The 16,454-nt window shown below is 69.5% G+C and carries 15 protein-coding genes; 9 read left to right on the top strand and 6 right to left on the bottom strand.

What is annotated here, in order from left to right:
* Nucleotides 1-586: 586 nt before the first annotated feature.
* Both ACWEVO_RS00850 and ACWEVO_RS00845 read right to left on the bottom strand, forming a co-directional pair.
* Nucleotides 587-1,378, bottom strand: a complete 792-nt coding sequence (locus ACWEVO_RS00850; protein ID WP_452305475.1) for a GNAT family N-acetyltransferase — start codon at nucleotides 1,376-1,378, stop codon at nucleotides 587-589.
* Nucleotides 1,379-1,934: 556 nt separating this feature from the next.
* Entirely contained in the window at nucleotides 1,935-2,297 is a 363-nt protein-coding gene (locus tag ACWEVO_RS00845; RefSeq protein ID WP_452305474.1) for a hypothetical protein, read from the bottom strand.
* A gap of 108 nt (nucleotides 2,298-2,405) precedes the next feature.
* Between ACWEVO_RS00845 and ACWEVO_RS00840 the strand changes: the two genes are divergently transcribed.
* The 3 genes from ACWEVO_RS00840 to ACWEVO_RS00830 all read left to right on the top strand — a co-directional run bounded on the left by ACWEVO_RS00840 (nucleotide 2,406) and on the right by ACWEVO_RS00830 (nucleotide 4,725).
* Nucleotides 2,406-2,972, top strand: a complete 567-nt coding sequence (locus ACWEVO_RS00840) for a VOC family protein (RefSeq protein WP_452305473.1) — start codon at nucleotides 2,406-2,408, stop codon at nucleotides 2,970-2,972.
* A 128-nt stretch (nucleotides 2,973-3,100) separates the two neighbouring features.
* Nucleotides 3,101-4,057 carry a cyclase family protein gene (locus tag ACWEVO_RS00835; RefSeq protein ID WP_452305472.1) on the top strand — a complete coding sequence of 319 codons (957 nt, stop codon included), beginning with the start codon at nucleotides 3,101-3,103 and terminating at the stop codon, nucleotides 4,055-4,057.
* A gap of 209 nt (nucleotides 4,058-4,266) precedes the next feature.
* Entirely contained in the window at nucleotides 4,267-4,725 is a 459-nt protein-coding gene (locus tag ACWEVO_RS00830; protein WP_452305471.1) for a hypothetical protein, read from the top strand.
* 398 nt (nucleotides 4,726-5,123) lie between these two features.
* Here ACWEVO_RS00830 and ACWEVO_RS00825 read toward each other — a convergent pair whose 3' ends face one another.
* A complete protein-coding gene (locus tag ACWEVO_RS00825) occupies nucleotides 5,124-6,134 on the bottom strand; it encodes a hypothetical protein (protein WP_452305470.1) in 1,011 nt (336 codons plus the stop codon).
* A 67-nt stretch (nucleotides 6,135-6,201) separates the two neighbouring features.
* On the opposite strand from ACWEVO_RS00825, the gene ACWEVO_RS00820 reads away from it, so the two are divergent.
* Together ACWEVO_RS00820 and ACWEVO_RS00815 are read left to right on the top strand one after the other, a co-directional pair.
* Nucleotides 6,202-6,783 (top strand): TetR/AcrR family transcriptional regulator, encoded by a 582-nt coding sequence (locus tag ACWEVO_RS00820; protein ID WP_452305469.1) that lies wholly within the window; start codon nucleotides 6,202-6,204, stop codon nucleotides 6,781-6,783.
* 292 nt (nucleotides 6,784-7,075) lie between these two features.
* Nucleotides 7,076-7,663: a carboxymuconolactone decarboxylase family protein gene (locus ACWEVO_RS00815; protein WP_452305468.1), complete on the top strand. Its 588-nt coding sequence runs from the start codon at nucleotides 7,076-7,078 to the stop codon at nucleotides 7,661-7,663.
* A gap of 426 nt (nucleotides 7,664-8,089) precedes the next feature.
* Here the strand turns inward: ACWEVO_RS00815 and ACWEVO_RS00810 are convergent, their stop codons facing one another.
* Nucleotides 8,090-9,175, bottom strand: coding sequence for a DUF5937 family protein (locus ACWEVO_RS00810; RefSeq protein ID WP_452305467.1), 1,086 nt, complete (start codon nucleotides 9,173-9,175; stop codon nucleotides 8,090-8,092).
* A gap of 100 nt (nucleotides 9,176-9,275) precedes the next feature.
* Here ACWEVO_RS00810 and ACWEVO_RS00805 point away from each other — a divergent pair, with 100 nt between their 5' ends.
* Nucleotides 9,276-10,457 (top strand): MFS transporter, encoded by a 1,182-nt coding sequence (locus tag ACWEVO_RS00805; protein ID WP_452305466.1) that lies wholly within the window; start codon nucleotides 9,276-9,278, stop codon nucleotides 10,455-10,457.
* Between the two features lie 112 nt (nucleotides 10,458-10,569).
* Here ACWEVO_RS00805 and ACWEVO_RS00800 read toward each other — a convergent pair whose 3' ends face one another.
* The gene (locus tag ACWEVO_RS00800) at nucleotides 10,570-11,103 is read right to left on the bottom strand and encodes a nuclear transport factor 2 family protein (RefSeq protein ID WP_452305465.1); all 534 of its coding nucleotides are present in this window, start codon (nucleotides 11,101-11,103) and stop codon (nucleotides 10,570-10,572) included.
* Between the two features lie 609 nt (nucleotides 11,104-11,712).
* On the opposite strand from ACWEVO_RS00800, the gene ACWEVO_RS00795 reads away from it, so the two are divergent.
* Both ACWEVO_RS00795 and ACWEVO_RS00790 read left to right on the top strand, forming a co-directional pair.
* Nucleotides 11,713-12,552 (top strand): helix-turn-helix domain-containing protein, encoded by an 840-nt coding sequence (locus ACWEVO_RS00795; RefSeq protein ID WP_452305464.1) that lies wholly within the window; start codon nucleotides 11,713-11,715, stop codon nucleotides 12,550-12,552.
* 66 nt (nucleotides 12,553-12,618) lie between these two features.
* Nucleotides 12,619-13,209 carry a dihydrofolate reductase family protein gene (locus ACWEVO_RS00790; protein ID WP_452305463.1) on the top strand — a complete coding sequence of 197 codons (591 nt, stop codon included), beginning with the start codon at nucleotides 12,619-12,621 and terminating at the stop codon, nucleotides 13,207-13,209.
* Nucleotides 13,210-15,087: 1,878 nt separating this feature from the next.
* Here ACWEVO_RS00790 and soxR read toward each other — a convergent pair.
* Nucleotides 15,088-15,483 carry a redox-sensitive transcriptional activator SoxR gene (soxR, locus tag ACWEVO_RS00785; RefSeq protein WP_452305462.1) on the bottom strand — a complete coding sequence of 132 codons (396 nt, stop codon included), beginning with the start codon at nucleotides 15,481-15,483 and terminating at the stop codon, nucleotides 15,088-15,090.
* 93 nt (nucleotides 15,484-15,576) lie between these two features.
* Here soxR and ACWEVO_RS00780 point away from each other — a divergent pair, with 93 nt between their 5' ends.
* Nucleotides 15,577-16,416 carry an SDR family oxidoreductase gene (locus tag ACWEVO_RS00780; RefSeq protein ID WP_452305461.1) on the top strand — a complete coding sequence of 280 codons (840 nt, stop codon included), beginning with the start codon at nucleotides 15,577-15,579 and terminating at the stop codon, nucleotides 16,414-16,416.
* The last annotated feature ends 38 nt before the right edge of the window (nucleotides 16,417-16,454 follow it).

Raw genomic sequence — 16,454 nt, 5'->3', positions numbered from 1 at the left:
CACCACCATGCCCCGGACCCGGTCGCATCGACAATGAACGATCGCAGACGCGGGGCCGGAACGCCCGACATCAGCCGTGAACGATCGAGGCTAGCGCCGCCTCGATCTCCTGACCGCGCGCACGCGAACCGGGCCGCCCCCAGCCACGCCGGCTCCTCGACCTCCTCCCCGCGGCCAGCGCGAGCCGCGCGGCGTTGAGCGCCAGGTGCCGGGACCCGAGATGTCGCAGGCACGTCGACGCCTTGCCGACCTGGGCGAGCATGATCCCACCGGCCGCGGCGACCGCCCGGCGCGCCGGGACAGCCCACCCGCACACCGTCGGTCGGCAACTACTCATCCTGGTCGAGGGTGCTGATCGCGGCGCACCACGACACGAGCGGCGCCGGCAACTACGCCAGGCAGGCGCCCCTCGCCCTATTGGATGCCGCCAGCAGAGTCGGCTCGCCGGCGGCTGATGACACCGCCAACCGCCCGACGGGTGTGCGGGCCCGGCGGCCCGCGAAGGGCCGCGCCGCCGCTGAGGATCCCGGATGCCGTATGGCATCGGCGGGTTCGTGCTCGCGTCGACGGCACCCCCGGCATTTTTCTAACGGGAAGACCACCAGGTCGAGGGCGTCACGGCACGGAAGCCCAGCGACTCATACAGCGGCCTACCCAAACGGGAAGCCGTCAGCGTGACCGGCATGTCCACCATGTGGGCGAGAGACCCGAGCATGACCGCCCGCCCGACACCGGCGGACCGGAAAGCCGGCGACGTCCCCACCCAGTAGTGGCTGCCGAATCCGTCTTCCACGACGGTCACACACGCTCCAGCGACCTCGCCGTCACGCCGGGCCAGGAACACGTCCACCCCCGGCTGTTGCAGCAGGGCGGGAGGGAACATCTCACCGCCCCGGTGGGGCTCGAACCTGGCCAGCTCGAAAGCCGCGATCACCACCCGCTCAGCCGCGCGGAGGTCCTCCGCGGTCCTCGGGCGGATCACCTCCAGCGCCGGTTCGGCAACGGCGCCCGGCTGGCGCGCCATCACCGGCATCTGCCAACTGCGCATGTTGAGGTGGCTCAGATCCGTCGAGCTGAACGGGTCCTCGGCGTCGACCGGGCCGGTCGCCTGGTCGGCAAGGTCGGTTATCTCGGCCATCTCGTCGGCGCGGAGGTCGGGCGCCTGGATCAGGACGCGCAGGCCCGCACGCTCGTCGCCGACGACGGCCAGAAAGCCAGGTCGACGGATGACCTCGTGGCCACGGGCCCGCCCGGTGGCCGTCCAGAAGGCAGCGGAGTTGCGGGCCTGTCGGAAGGCGGCCTCAGTGCGAGTAGCGCGGTTGGTGGCGTCCAGTTCGATCGTCATGGCGGCGGCGGTTCTTTCCTCGCGGTCGGTCACGGGTGGAAGGCATCCTCAGGTCCGTTCGCAACGATTCAAGCCGCCGCCTCGAGCCACTGGCAGTGCCGATCAGTGTTGCGTTGCTTGGGCCAATGCAGCCGCGCGTGCCGCACCTTTCTTGTGCGTCCGCCATGGCAGGGCGAGGGCAATGGCTCGACCCGATCAGGGATGAAATCTATCAGTGACGATGCGTCACTAGGCATTGGGCAACAAACTCCGCGACTGCCTGGTTGACGGCGGCCGACCGGATCGATTCGAACAGGTCGAAGTTGTGGTGCGCGCCGGGCAACTCCGCGTATCGGACCGGAGCGCGGGATACCGCCCGTACCCGCTCGGTAAACGCGCGCGTCCGAGGCCGGTACCACGACATCGTTCTGGCCATGGATGATCAGCAGCGGCGGTCCGTCGCTCAGCGTGAGGTCTCCGTAGTTGCCGTAGCGTCCGATCAGCCCCGCGATGCCGTCCGCGCCCTCGCCGGCCACTCGCACCGCCAGGTATGCACCGGCCGAGCTGCCGGCGAGGAACAGTGTTTCCGGATCGAGGTAGCCGCCCGGCATTACGCACCCATCAGCCGGCGCCACACGGCCACATACCCGCGCAGGATCCACGGTACGAGCAGCCAGAAGGCGATGCCGGCGAGCGCGTGAACCGCCCAGGCGCCGGCGAGCGTCGGGCCGCCCCAGGAGTCGCGGTACTCGCCGCTCATGCCGAACAACGACCGTGCCGGGTACGCGAGGTTCACCACCACGCCGATCCAGCAGTACCCGACCACCGCCAGCGCCACCACATCCACCGGTACCGCGGCCAGCCCGTTGAGCCGGGACCGCCGCGGCTCACGCCGCAGCAGGGCGCTCCCGACTGTCCGCTGGGCTTCGCCGCCGTCCACCAGAGCCCAGAGCCCGAGCGGGACAGACAGCACAACGAAGACCGTGTATTTGTAAGGTTCTGCCGTCAGCGGCAACCTCCACCAAGGCACGTCGCACAGCGTAGCGACCATCGGCAATGAACTGATCTCAGCAAGAGTTGGATGGCGATGACGTTTCACGCTCTGCTGACCTTGGTGCTGTGGGAGTCGGCCGTCGGCATACTGGGAGACGCTGCTGGCGATGCCGGGCATGCTGTGGGCATGACCGAGCAACCCAAAGATCGTTCCGCCCTGTCCGGCGACACGCTGCCCGCTGCACCGCCAGTGATCTCTGTGATGTTGATCGTCTCCGATGCAGACGCCGCAGTCGCCTGGTACAGGACTGCACTGGGCGCGACGGAGCTGTGGAACCTCGGTGGCGTGGCCGGCCTTGAGATCAGCGGCGCCCCCTTCTTCCTCCACGAGGTCAATCCCGAGAACCCTACAGAGACCAGTCCCGGACAGGCGGGGGCCACGAGCACCCGCATCGAGGTGTTCGTCGATGACCCCGACACCTTCATCGAGCACGCCGTCGCGGCCGGCGCAGTCGCCGGAGCGGCAATCGAGGATCACCGCGTGCCGTGGGGGACGCACCGTCAAGGTGGCTTCACGGACCCGTTCGGTCACAACTGGTCCGTGGGCGATAGGTCGCCCCTGGGCTCTACAGGTATGCCGTACCCTGCCTCCTGACTGGCCGACTGCTGGCCCGCTGATCCGATGTCATGCCCGTTCGGCGCGCCTTGGCAGGTAGACGGAATGGGCCGGCCCACCCTGCCTGCGGTGCCTCGAACCGCCAGACCCGAGGAGTCGATACTGGGATGACGGCAGCGCGACCGACGCCCACGCAGGACGATGTGTTCGGGTACTTCCACACGTTGTCGAACTGGGGACGTTGGGGCGACGACGACGAGCTCGGCACTCTGAACCACATCACCGACGACGTCCGGCTGGGGGCGGCGCGGGCCGTGCGCCACGGCAGGAGCGTGTCGTGCGCATGGGAGGTATCCGTACCGGAGGAGATGGAGCGGTCGACGACGACGTGCCCGTGCGCCGCGGACATGCCGGGTGCCGAGAACATGCCGCTGCCCGGGTTCCGCAAAGACCGGCGCTGGGGCTTTTCATCCGAGCGGCTCAGCATCACGTTCCACGGCAACACCGTCACCCACCTCGACTCGCCGTGCCACATTTTCTGGGACGGCGCGATGTACAACGGGCGGTCGCACTCGTTGGTCGACGCCACGACGGGATCCGGGTGGGCGGCCGTCACGGCCGCGGCGAACGGGATCATCACGCGCGGCGTCCTGCTGGACATCGCAAGGGTCCGTGACGTGCCGTGGTTGGAGCCGGGGCAGGGCGTGTTTCCTGAGGATCTTGAGGAGGCCGAGCGTCGTCAGGGTGTGCGGGTGCGATCCGGCGATGCGGTACTCCTGCGCACCGGCTATGGCCGGGTCCGGCACGAGGCCGGTGCGGCCAACGGATTCACGCAGGCCGGCTGGCACGCGTCCTGCCTGCCGTGGCTGCATGAGCGGGGAGTCGCGCTGATCGGCGCCGACAGCCCCCAGGAGGTTCAGCCGTCGGGGTACGACGAAATGTTGATGCCGGTTCACGCCGTGGGCCTCGTCGCGATGGGGTTGTGGCTGCTCGACAACTGCGACCTGGAGGGGTGCCCGACGACGGCTGCTGAGCTCGACCAGTGGGACTTCCACCTCGCAGTCGCGCCGGTCCGCTTCGCCGGTACCTCCGGCAGCCCGGTGAACCCGATCGCCACCTTCTGACCGCGGGACTCCCGCCCGGCGGTGTCGGCACCCTTCACCGCCTCCCGCAGGGTGTGGAAGTGCTGCTTCAGGAATTCGTCGCGGCGGACCCGGTCGGCAGGGACGCGGAACGCGGCGCGCGGCCCGGGCCGCCCCGACCATCGGCACCCGTCCACATGGGATGATCAATCAGGCGTGATCTTCGCGCCTGAGGACTTCTGGGAGGACGTGTGCGCGGATCAGCGCGACGACTGGCCGTCTCGATTCTCGCCGTGGTTGCCGGTGCGGTGACATTCGCCTCGCCCGCACGGGCTGCGACCAACCCCTTCACCGCGGCGCAGGCCTGCAACAACGACTTCGGCGGATCGTGGGCGTATGCCAGCGACGGGCACCGGACGATCTATGCGTCCGACGGCACGAAGGTGGGCGATGTCTACCTGATGTACAACAGCGCCACCGGGTACAACTGCGTCGCGACGCTCAAGGCCGTGGCCGTCGGCTCGACGACCGGGGTCTCCGCCGGGATCCGGGTTTACGGCGGTTCCTGGGCCTACGACTCCGGCAGCTACAAGTACTACGCCGCGATCCAGCGTTCTGCGGTCGACAAGTGCGTGATGTACAGCGGTGAGGTGTTGTACGGCACCAGCTGGCAGAGCGCCGGCCGGTACAGCTGGGGCAACTGCGGCTGAGCCGCGGCTCCCCGCCACCGTGGTTTCGTGACGGTGAGGGCGCCGTGGCGGCGGCATGGGCTCCGATGTGGGGGTCCATGCCGCGCTGGCGCCGAGCCGTTCACCGGCGCTCGATCGCCTCAGGACGGCAGGGGACGCAGCGGCCGGCGGGCTGACCGATCTGCCCAGGAGGCTGGCACCAGCCACCAACGGTTGGCGTGGCGGCGCGCCGCCAGGCGGCGGTCCCCGCCGGCGCCCGCCGACGCGCCGGCATAAGCCGCCGCCACCCCCCGCGGCGCTTACGGGCGTGTCGCCGTTCACCCGGTCTTTCAGGACTTTGGGTGGCACGCTGACTGTCACCCCCGGCGTGTCCTGCGCACGGTCGCGCACGGCGCCGAGGACGTGTCGAGACCGGGCGACTACTTCGCAAGGGTTTGAGCGCGCGTGCGGCCGTACTCGGCCAGGGCGTGGAACGCTGCCTTCGGCGTCCACGAGCCGTCCGGCAGTACCCGCACGATCCCCCGCGCGGCCAGGTCGTAGTCGTGCTCCGGGTCGCCGGTGGTCGGCAGGTGACGGTTCGCGAACGTGTATACGAACGCCGCCTCCACCCCGCCCGCCTCGTAGTCGCGCAGCAGGTCCAGGACGTAGCGGGCCTGGCCCTCCTCATCACGCTCCAGTTGCGCGGTGAGCTTCGCGGCGCGCCCGTGCTCGTCGTACGTCACCGGCTCCGTCCGTCCCGCGACGTCGGCCGCGCCGCGGAATGTGCAGCAGCCGAACTCGGTCGCGGCGTACGGCTTGCCCTGCCCCACCGCCGACGCGAGGCCTTGCGGGAACGCCGCGGCGTTGGTCGCGTCGCGGTAGCCGGCGTCGCTGGCGATGATGTCGAACGGGGTCCAGTCGACGTCCTCCAGCGGGATCGAGGCGTAGCCGACGGGGCCGCCGAACCGCTCCCGCACCGCGGGCACCACCTCGGCGAGGAAGTCGCGTACTGCGGCGCGCGCGGCCGGGACCGCCTTCCGCATCCGCATCGGATCGGCGAACAGCGCCATGCGCTCTGCCAGGTCACGACCGGGCAGGAAGCCGGCGGTGAACATGGAGATCTCGGAGCCCGTGAGGTACACGACCGGAGTCCCGCCGCGCCGTAGCCGCTCGGCGCGCTCGGCGCCGTCGAGCAGGAACGCCATGAGCCCGTCGCGGTCGAGGTCGTTGGTGAAGGGGCAGTACCACACCTCGAGCCCGGCCTCGGCGGCGAATCGCGCGGCCATCTCCAGCCGGTCCTGGACACCGCCGGTGATGCGCACCGCGTCGCAGTGCAACTCCTCCCGGATGACGCGCAGGTCGCGCCGTACGGTCTCGGGCTTGAACGGCTCGTGCGTCGTGGAGCCGGCGCTTACGAAGCCGGTGTCGTAGTTCATGCCGAAGACGCGCATAGGGAGTTCTCCTCGCTCGTAAGGTACGCCCCGTACCCTATAGGGTACGTCGAGTACCCTGCAAGGCATGACCACGAGGCGCCGGGGAGCAGAACTGGAACGGGCCATCCTGCACGCGGCGGCGGAGGAACTGCGCGAGTCCGGCTACGCGGGGATGACCATGGACCGCGTCGCCGCCCGGGCCGGTACGAACAAGAACGCCATCTACCGCCGGTGGCCGAATCGGGCGGCGCTGGGCATCGCGGCGTACCGCCACCTCTCCGACGCCGTGATGCCGAACCCCGACACGGGCACTCTGCGCGGCGACGCGCTCGAGATGCTGCGGCGGGCGAACGAGACGTGGTCCTCGCCGCACGGAGCGGTGCTACGCGGCCTGCTGGCGGCTGCGGCGGATGACCCGGCGCTGCTCGAACTCATGCGTGAACGGTCGGGCGCGGAAACCATGGACCGCGCCTGGCTGACCATGCTCGAACGCGCCGTAGCACGCGGCGAGGCGCCGCCGGCGGCCGCCCATGCGCGGGTTGCGACCACGCCGATGATGCTGCTACGAGCCGAGTACGCGATGCGCGGCGTCCCCTCGGTCCCGGACGAGGTACTGATAGAAATCGTCGACGAGGTCTTCCTGCCTCTTGTACGCGGCCGCGCCTGAACGCCCACACCGAACGCGACCACGCGCGACTCGATGCGGGCCGCAGATGTGCCCCGTGCAATCCGGACCTTGCATCCACTCACCGGAGCCACGACCAAGTGCCCTGACAGTGAGGATGTAGGAGTGCTCGAGCACTACCGCTCGCTCGGCAAACTGGCATCCATCGGCGCGGCCCTCACACCAGCGGAGATCACCGCCAAGGCAGTGGACCACGAGTCGCAGTAGAAGAACCGACTTCCGAACTGTCGTTGATCGGTCGTTGGGCCGCCGCTGAATGCAGCACGCTGACCCTATGAACCGTCCGGTCGCATTCATCGCAGACCCGCCCGAAAGCCCGGCGGTGGCCGCCGCGTACCAGGAGGACCTCGACTCCGACGGCTACGTCAACAACCTCACTCGTGTCTGGGCCTGGCGCCCTGACGTGCTGAGGTCTTTCCAGGCCCTGCGCGCCGATCTCCTGGCCGAGTCAGGCCTGTCGCCGAGGGAAATGGCCGTGATGGTTGCCGCCACCGCCGCTGCCCGCGGCGACGCCTACTGCGCACTGGCATGGGGGTCGAGGCTGGCCGCGCTCAGTGACGAGGCGACGGCCGCGAAGGTGCTGCGAGGCGCTGATGGTGATCTGTCCGCGCGAGAGGTCGCTCTCGCCGCTTGGTCCCGTCAGGTCGTCCAAGATCCGAATGCCACGACCGAGACCCACGTGGACCGCTTACGCGATGCGGGTCTCAACGACCAGCAGATCTTCGAGGCGACAACCTTCATCGCGTTCCGACTGGCGTTCTCCACCATCAATGACGCGCTGGGAGCACGGCCGGACCCGCAGCTCGCTGAGAAGGCCCCTAGACTCGTCCGCGAAGCCGTCACCTACGGCCGCGAAGTCTAGGTGTGCGGAAGCGTTGCGTCCCTCCATCGCCAACGGCGTCCTGTGACAGTGGCGCGGGATGCTCTCTAGAGGGAGGCGTCAGCCAACGTATCGGTCGAGCTGGCCGGCGGGCCGCTCTGTTGCGGTCCATGTTGGCGGACAAGCGCCTGCTGATCGTGCTGGACAACGCCCGCTCAGCCACGCAGGTACGTCCGCTGCTGCCGGCAATTCGGGCTGCCCGGTTCTCGTCACCAGCAGGAACCTGCTGGCCGGCCTGATGGCCAGCGACGGGGCCCGCCGCCTGGCGGTCGGCCCGCTCAGCGAGGACAAGGCCCTCCGCCTGCTCGGCCGGATCCTCGGCTCGCGGCGCGTCGCGGACGAGCGGGCGGCCGCGGCCCGGCTGGCGCGAAAGGCGCAGTCACCCGCGTGCCGGCATACCGCAGGTGCTCAGCGCAGGACGGCGGCCAGCAGGTCTGTGCCCAGCGTCGTCAGCTCGGGCAGGTTGAGGGTGTAGTGGACGTAGCGTCCGTGCCGCCGGGTGGTGAGCAGGCCCGCGCGGCGCAGGACGGCGAGGTGGCGGGAGACCTCCGGGGGCGAGAGTTCCCAGGCGTGGGCCAGCTCGCCAGTGGTGTGCGGGCCGCGGGCCAGCGTGCGCAGCAGCCGCAGTCGTACCGGATGTGCGAGCGCCTCCAACCGGAGGGTGACCCTTTTCAGCGACACCGGCTCTGACGGACCCGGCTCGGCCACGGGGTACTGCACCACGGGCTGCCATCCAGGCGCGTGGACCACCACCAGGTGCGGGCTGCCGAAGACACTCGGAATGAAGGTGACTCCGGTCCCGTGGGCGGCGGTCGCGTTGTCCTGTAGCTTGTCCACGGCGATGCAGTCGCCGTCGGGTGCCAAGGTGACCGCGCCGGAGACCGAGGCGAGTGCCGCCCCGATGCCCTGGCGCTTCAGCAGGTCGTTCTTCAAACGCAGGTCGGTGGCCAGTTGCACGGCGGCGCCTGCCCAGGCGGCGTCGAAGAACGCCTCGGCGCATCGTTCGAGGGTGTGGCGCACCCGCGCCCGCACCGCGGCCGGGTCCGCGAGCAGCCGCTCCGCGAACGCCTCTTGGAGTGCGCCGCGGGCCTGGGCCAGGTCAAGGGCCCGCTCCCGCGCGGTCGCGTCGGCGAGCGGCGACGGCCCGGTGAAGCGGACCCGGTTGCTGCCGCACGTGGTAATCAGCGCCGCGGTCACATAGGTCTCGTCGTCGACCCGGTCCACATCGTCCAACTCCTCGGCGAGGGTCTGCCGAGGCCGGGCGGGGACGAGGAAATCGGCCCGCGACGAACGCCAGAGGAACTCCGCCTCCCGCAACCGCTCGGCCAGCTCCGGCGGGAGCCCGGCCCACACGTCCCCGGCCCAGACGGCCAGCCGCGGATGATGCCCAGGCTCGGCCAGGACGTGCAACATCGCGGTCAGCTCGGCCAGCGGGGAGGCCGCGAACCGCAGCCGCTCGGCCGGCAGCCCGGTGATGTCGATGCGCACCGTCATCCACCCATCATCCCTGCTCGGACGGCCAGCGACGGCGTCGCTTGACGATGTCCGTCAACCGACGTGCCGCATCCGGCAGCCCGTCGCAACCGTTGGCGCCATGGCAACGACCACCGGAATCCACCCCCACGCCCTCCTGCGAGCCTCCGGAGGCCCCCGCTACGCCGTCGCCCTGGCCGTGGACGCGCTCGGCACCGGCCTGCTGAGGCCCTTTCTGCTGCTCTACGGAGTGACGGTGCTCAGACTGTCCGCGCCCATCACCGGCACCGCCATGACAGCCGCCGTCGTCGCGGGTCTGGTGTGTATGCCCGCGGTGGGCCGATGGCTGGACCGGGGCGCCCGCAGCACGGTCGTGGCGGCGTCGATGCTGGTGCGGGTGCTGGGCGTGGCGCTGCTGCTGGCCACCCCGACGGGGAACATCTGGCTGTTCGCGGCAGCGGCGCTCTTCCTCGGCATCGGCAACCAGGCATGGCCCGCCGCCCACGCCGCCCTCGTGGCCAGCGTTGCCCGGGGCCGGGAACGCGACGCCGCCCTCGCAGGGGGACGCGCCCTGCGCAACGCCGGCCTGGGCGCCGGCGCACTCCTGGCCACGGCATGCCTGGCGGGCGGAACCCCCGCATTGCAGGCGCTGGCCGCCGTCACCGGGCTCGCCTACCTTGCCGCGGCCGCCTTGGCGTGGTCGGTCCACGTGCACGCTCGTCCCGCCGCCGCAGCCAGTGACAGGATCGACGAGCCCACACCCCGGATGCGCGTGCTGCTGGCCGCCAACGTGATCTACGTCTTCTGCCTCAACGTCCCCGAAATCGCGCTCCCTCTGGTCCTAGTGACGCAGATGCACGCCTCCCCGGTGTGGTCGGCGGCCATCTTTGTGGCCAACACGGTGCTGGTGGTCACCATGCAGGTTCCGGTCACCGTCGCGATGTCCCGCTTCCCTCGCCGGTCCGTGCTGGCAATCGCCGGCGTGGTGCTCACCGCGTCCTACCTCGGCTTCCTCGCGGCCACCTCCCTGGGACACGGCTGGGGTGCCCCGGCCGTCGCCGCGGTGTCCGTGGTCTGCACGATCGGCGAGATCATCTATGCAGGCAGCGCCACCGCGCTCGTCACCGCGCTCGCCCCGGCGCATGCCCTGGGGCGCGTCCTCGCGCGCTTCCAGCTCTCCACGGGCGTCGGGCTCGCCGTCTCTCCAGCGGTCATCACCGCTCTCGCACCGCTCGGCCCAACTGCCCTATGGGGCAGCCTCGCCGCCGCGACGCTCCTCTGCGCCTCCGCCGTCGCCCGCTGAGCATCAGGTCGTGGCAAGCGCCCGCAGGATCCGCTCACTTACCAGCCACACCGGACCGCTCGGCGCAGTCTTGGTAGTCAAGGCGGCACCGGTCGCCGGTCGAACGTCCTCGTCACGCGCCGCCAAGAGAGCTGAACTGGATGCCGGCCAGCCGCCAGCCCTCAGGCAGCTCGACCCACGTCTGGCTGACGCGGACGGTCAACGCCATCTCCTGCCCGCGCCAGGTTGAGTGGCTGCGCTGGACGCACCGGACGATAGCCGCGTGACCGTAGAAGAACACCTCGACCTCGCTGCTCTCCAGGTTGGTGTAGGCGAACTCGGCAAACTTGCCGAGCCACTGTGCTTTATCAAGCACATAGCCCTGCTCGCCGATGGACTGAAAGTCGTCGGCCAGCAACGTGTTCAGCACATCAATGTCCGCGCGTAGCTCGGCCTCGTCAAAGGCACGCTGGAGCCGATGGACGTCTGAGATCACGAACAGATCCTGCCCGACCGGTGTGTCCGGGTGGAAGCGGACCCCGCCGAACCCACCAGCCGGCACGCCGGGCAGGTGAGGCATCCGCTGATCGGCCAGGTCCGGATGCGGGGTACGCCGATCCGGATTCCATCCGTCATGAGCGCCTCGCGGCTTGAGCGTACGTTCCAACGACGGTTTGCAGCGATGCGGTTCGTGATGAATTGCCGCTACCCATCGGTGTTTGCGCGGCGGGCTGTCGTCAGGTGTTGTTCGCTCTGTCCAGGGTTAGCGCTATGGGTGCCTGGCCTGCACGAATGTGTCACCGGCTCCAACCGCAAGGTCTCGTAGGTACTGGCGGAGCTAACGGGTCGGTTGAGGTGAGGTAGCCGGGGAAGCAGACATCTCACCAGCCGCCCGCGATCCTCTCTAATCCCAAGGCCGCAGTTCTGAATCCTGCCGGGCGCACCACCGTCATCCCAGGTCAAGGCGGCCGGAAAGGCGGGTTGCGTCGGCCCGGCCCCGGCCTGCTGGCGACCTCCGGCGGGCATCGGCCGGGCCGCCGGCCACGCTTCTGAGCACCAGGAGTTCGAAGAACTGAGGCGGGACGATCGCCATCGTGATTGGTCTCGCCGGATGCCAATTCCTCTACGCCACTGGGCCGACATCAAGGGCGGCGCGCGTCGGCATGTTGGTGGCATACGGCCACCCTTGACCCCGACCGTGCGGGGTAGTCCTTCGGCGGGTCCTCACAATGCAAAGTTTCTTCGTGGCGCTGATGGCGTCTGCGATGCTGTGGGCGTGGAGTACGTGTCCAGAGTGCCGCGACCGCCGCTAGACGGGCTGATCGACGACCTTTACTACCTGGAGGGCGCGCCGCCGTACGCCCGGCTGACGCTGCCGCCGATGCCCGCGGCGTTGCTCATCGTCAACCTCGGGGCGCCGTTCCGCATCCGCGGCGGCACCGACATCGAGACGGCGGAGTACGCCGACGGCTGCGTGGTCACCACGCCCACCCGCGCGTTGGAGTTCGGCTACCCACTCCGGACCCGGTCCGTCGGCGTGCACTTCAAGCCGTGGGGGCTGGCGCCGTTCCTGCCGATGCCTGCGGGGGAGCTGTGTGACCGGCCGGTCACGGTAGAGCAGGTTTGGGGCCGGCCCGCCATTGCTGAGCTGCGAGACCGGCTGGCCACGGCGGACGGACCGCACGAGATGCTGACGCTGCTCGAGGAGGAGCTGATGCGACGGCTGTGCGAGACCGCCGGCCTGGGGCTGGTCCGCCATACGAGCAGCGTCATCGCGGCGACCAGCGGGGCGGTGGCGATTGGCGACCTGAGCGTGGCAGCCGGTGTCAGCAGCACTCATCTGGCACAGCGGTTCAAGGACCTCATCGGTGTCACGCCGAAGCGGCTGGCCCGCACCTACCGCTTCGCCGCCACCGTGTTCGCGATCAACCCCGCCGGGCCGATCGACTGGGGCGACCTCGCCGGTGGCGCAGGCTACTTCGACCAGGCCCACTTCGGCCACGAATTCCGGGCGTTCACCGGGCTCACGCCGACCCGGTACGTCGAAGTCCGGCGGCGGTTCCTGCGCGAACATCCCGGCCACGTGCTGGACAGCTGGCCGCTGCCGGCCGATTGATTTCTTACAAGAGCGACAGCTCACGACAGGCTAATTTGAGGGCACTCCAGAGGAGAGGAGAGCCCCGTGGGCAAGGTGGTCATGTACAGCTCGGTGTCGGTGGACGGCTTCGTCGCGGACGAGAATGACCAGCCCGGACCGCTGTTCGACTGGTTGTCCAGCGGTGACGTCCCGTTGGACGAGAGCGGCGAGTTGAAGGTGTCGCAGACGTCCTACGACTACGCCCGGCCGTACTGGGACCAGATCGGGGTGACAGTCGTCGGCCGCCACGTCTTCGACCTGACGGACGGCTGGGACGGGAAGCCGCCGGGCGGGATCGACCACGTGGTCGTCGTGACGCACCGGCCGGAACCCGAGGGCTGGGACCCCGAAGCGCCGTTCCACTTCGTCGACGGCGTCAAGGCAGCCGTGGCCAAAGCGCAGGAGCTTGCGGGTGACCGCGTGGTCGAGGTCGCCGCTGGCGACGTCGGTGGCCAGGTGCTTGCCGCGGGTCTGGTCGACGAGGTGCGCATGGACGTCGTACCCGTGGTATTCGGGTCCGGCAAGCGCTACTTCGGGTCGGTCCACGCGCAGCACCTGCTGGAGGATCCTGACATGGTGATTCACGGCAACCGGGTGCTTCACCTGCGCTATCGGGTGCGCCGTCGACCGATGTGAGCGAATACGCAAGAAAGTCCATTGCGAACGGTGACACAAGATCGGGCCCAGGCTGGCAATGGCCGGGCAGCCGACGCCGATCCGCCCCGGCACTTCACCTGCGGCAAGCTCAACTCAAGATCACAGGTCGCCGGTTTCCGTCGTATCTTGACCGACCCCGACCCCAAGGAAGAGCGGCTCTTCACCAATGCAGGGTGTAGTCGGGTCTGTACCCGCCTGTCTCGAGTAGGGATCGGGCGATGTGGTTGGTGAGGTTGCGGAGACCGAGGGCGGAGCCGAGCAGGTGCTTCAGGCTTGCTCAGGATGCGGCCGAGCCGACGCTGGCCGGCAACGACGGACGGCTGACCAGGCGCACAGACGCCTGGCCAGCCGTCCCTGATTTTCTGCTAACCCCGAGGCCCTCGTGTTGCTCTGGCAGTCCGCATCCCGTCGGCAAGAGGTCGGAGGGCAGCGGGGGAGTGGTGAGCGATGCCGAGAGGCGCATCGGGCCGCGTGGGAGGCGGAGGTGCGTTCGCTCCAGGTGACCCAACCTGGGCCAAGCTGGTCGACGTCGAGACAGTAGTTGACACCACCCCAAGTCGTCCGGATGTATGCACCCCGACGTTCACCTTCGTCGCCCGCATCGGGCCGGCCCTGACCTTCGTTCGCGCCCGGTCAGGAACGACCGCGCGCGGACCGCCGCGTGATGCAGTCCGGGCCAAGGCCACCTTGCCTCTCGCCCCGGCTCAGGCCCACGTCGGCGGCTCGTAGCAGGCCGAACGAGCGTTCCCCGCAAGTTCTGCCGCTCAGCGGAGTGCCGCTCTTGATGCGGGGAGCGATCTCCCCGCGGCTGATGCCCGGCCCCCTCGGCGGTGCGCCAGGCGGGGTGAAGGGGCGCGGGGTCGTCGAAGATGACCGAGACCTCGATGGGAGGGGGGCCTGCGGGCGGAGACTGGGCGAGCAATCCCCGGCATGCGTCCCAATCCCCGGCGAACCGGTTGCGCCAGGCGATCAGCGGCTCGCGAAGGAACTGGGCGCGGAAAGGCGAGAAGCTGCCGCGGCAGCCCGCCGGAAGGGTCCGATTGAGGTACCGGACCGGGACGCGATTGTGGAGTTTGCTTCTGCTGCTGTGGTCGCACGGGCCCAGGAGCCGGATGTCGAGGAGGGGGGTGCCGTTGGCGTTGACGCGCAACTTCCCGTTGCCGGTGCCGGTGAGGCCGCAATGGCAGCGGACGCAGCGGCAGGCGAGCAGGGGAAGGCGCATGCGCCGAACGGACCAGGACAGCGCGATATGAGGACGCGTAGACATGATCTCTCTTAAGACCTGATGGAAGGCATGGGAAAAAGGCCGACGGCTACGTCGGCGACCGATGCGCGGGATGTTGTCAGGTCTAAAGAGCAGGCGGCGTCACGCGGAGTGAAACCCTCTCGTGAGTGTTGGGAAACGAATATCCAGTTACAAGGTAGGGCCGGACGGGCTGGGGAGGCCACCTGTTTTGTCCTGGTGCCGAGCCGGCTCGCTGCGGGTGTGCCGGCCACCTTGCGGTGGTGGCCTCGATGGAGCCGCCGTTGTGGCCGCAGGAAGGGTTCCAGGCCCTGCCCCGCTGATACGTCGAGCCGTTCGAAAACAGGGCTGGGCACGGTCGCATCGTCCGCTACTACCAGTTCATCGAGGGATGACTGCGACGACCGCGACACTGCCCAGTCCCGGCGCAGCTACCACATCAGCAGCGGCGACGGCATCTATGGGCTGTTGCTGTGCAGCCACGAACCGCCCATCCCAGGTATCGGCGAGGTCGCGGTCCACGCCGTCTCGCTCGGCTTCTGCAGCCTGTTGGTGCTGCGCGGACAGTAGGTGCCGCCGGTGAGGCTCGGAGATCGTCCCGAGCGCCACGGTCGTCAGGCATCCACCCCGGGCGGGCCGGGTTCAGGGGCAGGGGCGAGCTCGCGCAGCACCCGGCTGAGCTGGTCGATGCGGGATTGGGCCTCGGTGCGCAGCCGCTGGGCGAGCGCGTCCCAGTCCTGTCGGGTGGGCGCCTGCCCGGGTGGCAGCGCTGCGAGTGCCTGACCCACCTCGGCCAAGGTGAGGCCGACCGGCTGGCACGCTTCGATCATCGCCAGCCGGCACATCACATCGCCGTGGTAACGGCGCTGGTTACCGGCCGTGCGGTCGCTGCTGATCAGGCCCTGGGCTTCATAGAAGCGGATCGCTGACGTGGCGACGCCGCTGCGCTGCGCCACCTGGCCGACGGTCAGGCCCGGCTCGTGCCAGTCGAAAGACGTGTCGTGCTTCACGCCCCGAGTATGCCCACCCGAGGTTGACTTCAACAAATGTTGAGGTTCTACGGTCGGCTTCATCGAATTCACGAGAGTTCCCTGGAGGAGACCATGATCGTGGTAACCGGCGCGACGGGCAACATCGGGCGGCATGTGGTGCAGCGGCTGCTCGCCGCGGGACACCGCGTACGCGCCGTCACCCGCGATCCCAGCCGCGCGAATCTGCCAGCAGCCGTGGAGGTGGTGGCCGCTGACCTGGCCGATCCGCAGACCCTGCGCCCGCACCTGGACGGTGTCCGGGCCGTCTTTTTGATCTGGCCGTTCGTCGACCCGGCCGCGGCAGCGCAGCTCGCTCCGCGCGTCGCCGACGTGCTGACCAGTGCCGGGTCGCCCCGGGTGGTGTGCGTTTCGGCCGCCTCCGCCGAGACCGACCCGTACTCGTTCTGGGCTGTGGTGGAGCGCGCCATCACCGCGTCCGGGCTGCCCTGGACGATGCTGCGTCCCACCGGCATCGCCACGAACACGCTCGGCTGGGCCGAGTCGATCCGAGCCGAGGGCGTGGTGCGCTGGCCCTACGGCGCGGCGGCCCGTTCGATGGTCCACGAGGACGACATCGCCGCGGTGGCGGTCGAGGCGCTGACCAGCGACCGGCACGACAAGCAGACCTACGTGCTCAGCGGCCCGGAGACGGTCACCCAGGCCGAGCAGGTGCGCATCATCGGCGAGGCAATCGGCCGTGACCTGCACTGGAAGGACGTGCCCGCCCAGGCCATCCGGCCGATGCTGGCCGCGGCGATGGGCAGCCCCGCGTTCGCGGACGCGGCATTGGCGGGCTGGGCTGCCATGGTGGAGGCGCCGGAGCAGGTGACCGGCGACGTGCCGGCGGTACTGGGCCGCCCTGCGCGTACGTTCGCCCAATGGGCCGCCGACCACGCGGCCGACTTCGCGTGAGCCCGCCCAAGCGCAGGTGCTCTCCACGCGCCAAGAGC

The sequence above is a fragment of the Micromonospora sp. NPDC003776 genome (assembly GCF_053605645.1).
Note: the sequence above shows the minus strand (reverse complement) of the source record. Positions and strands in the feature narration are given on the sequence as shown.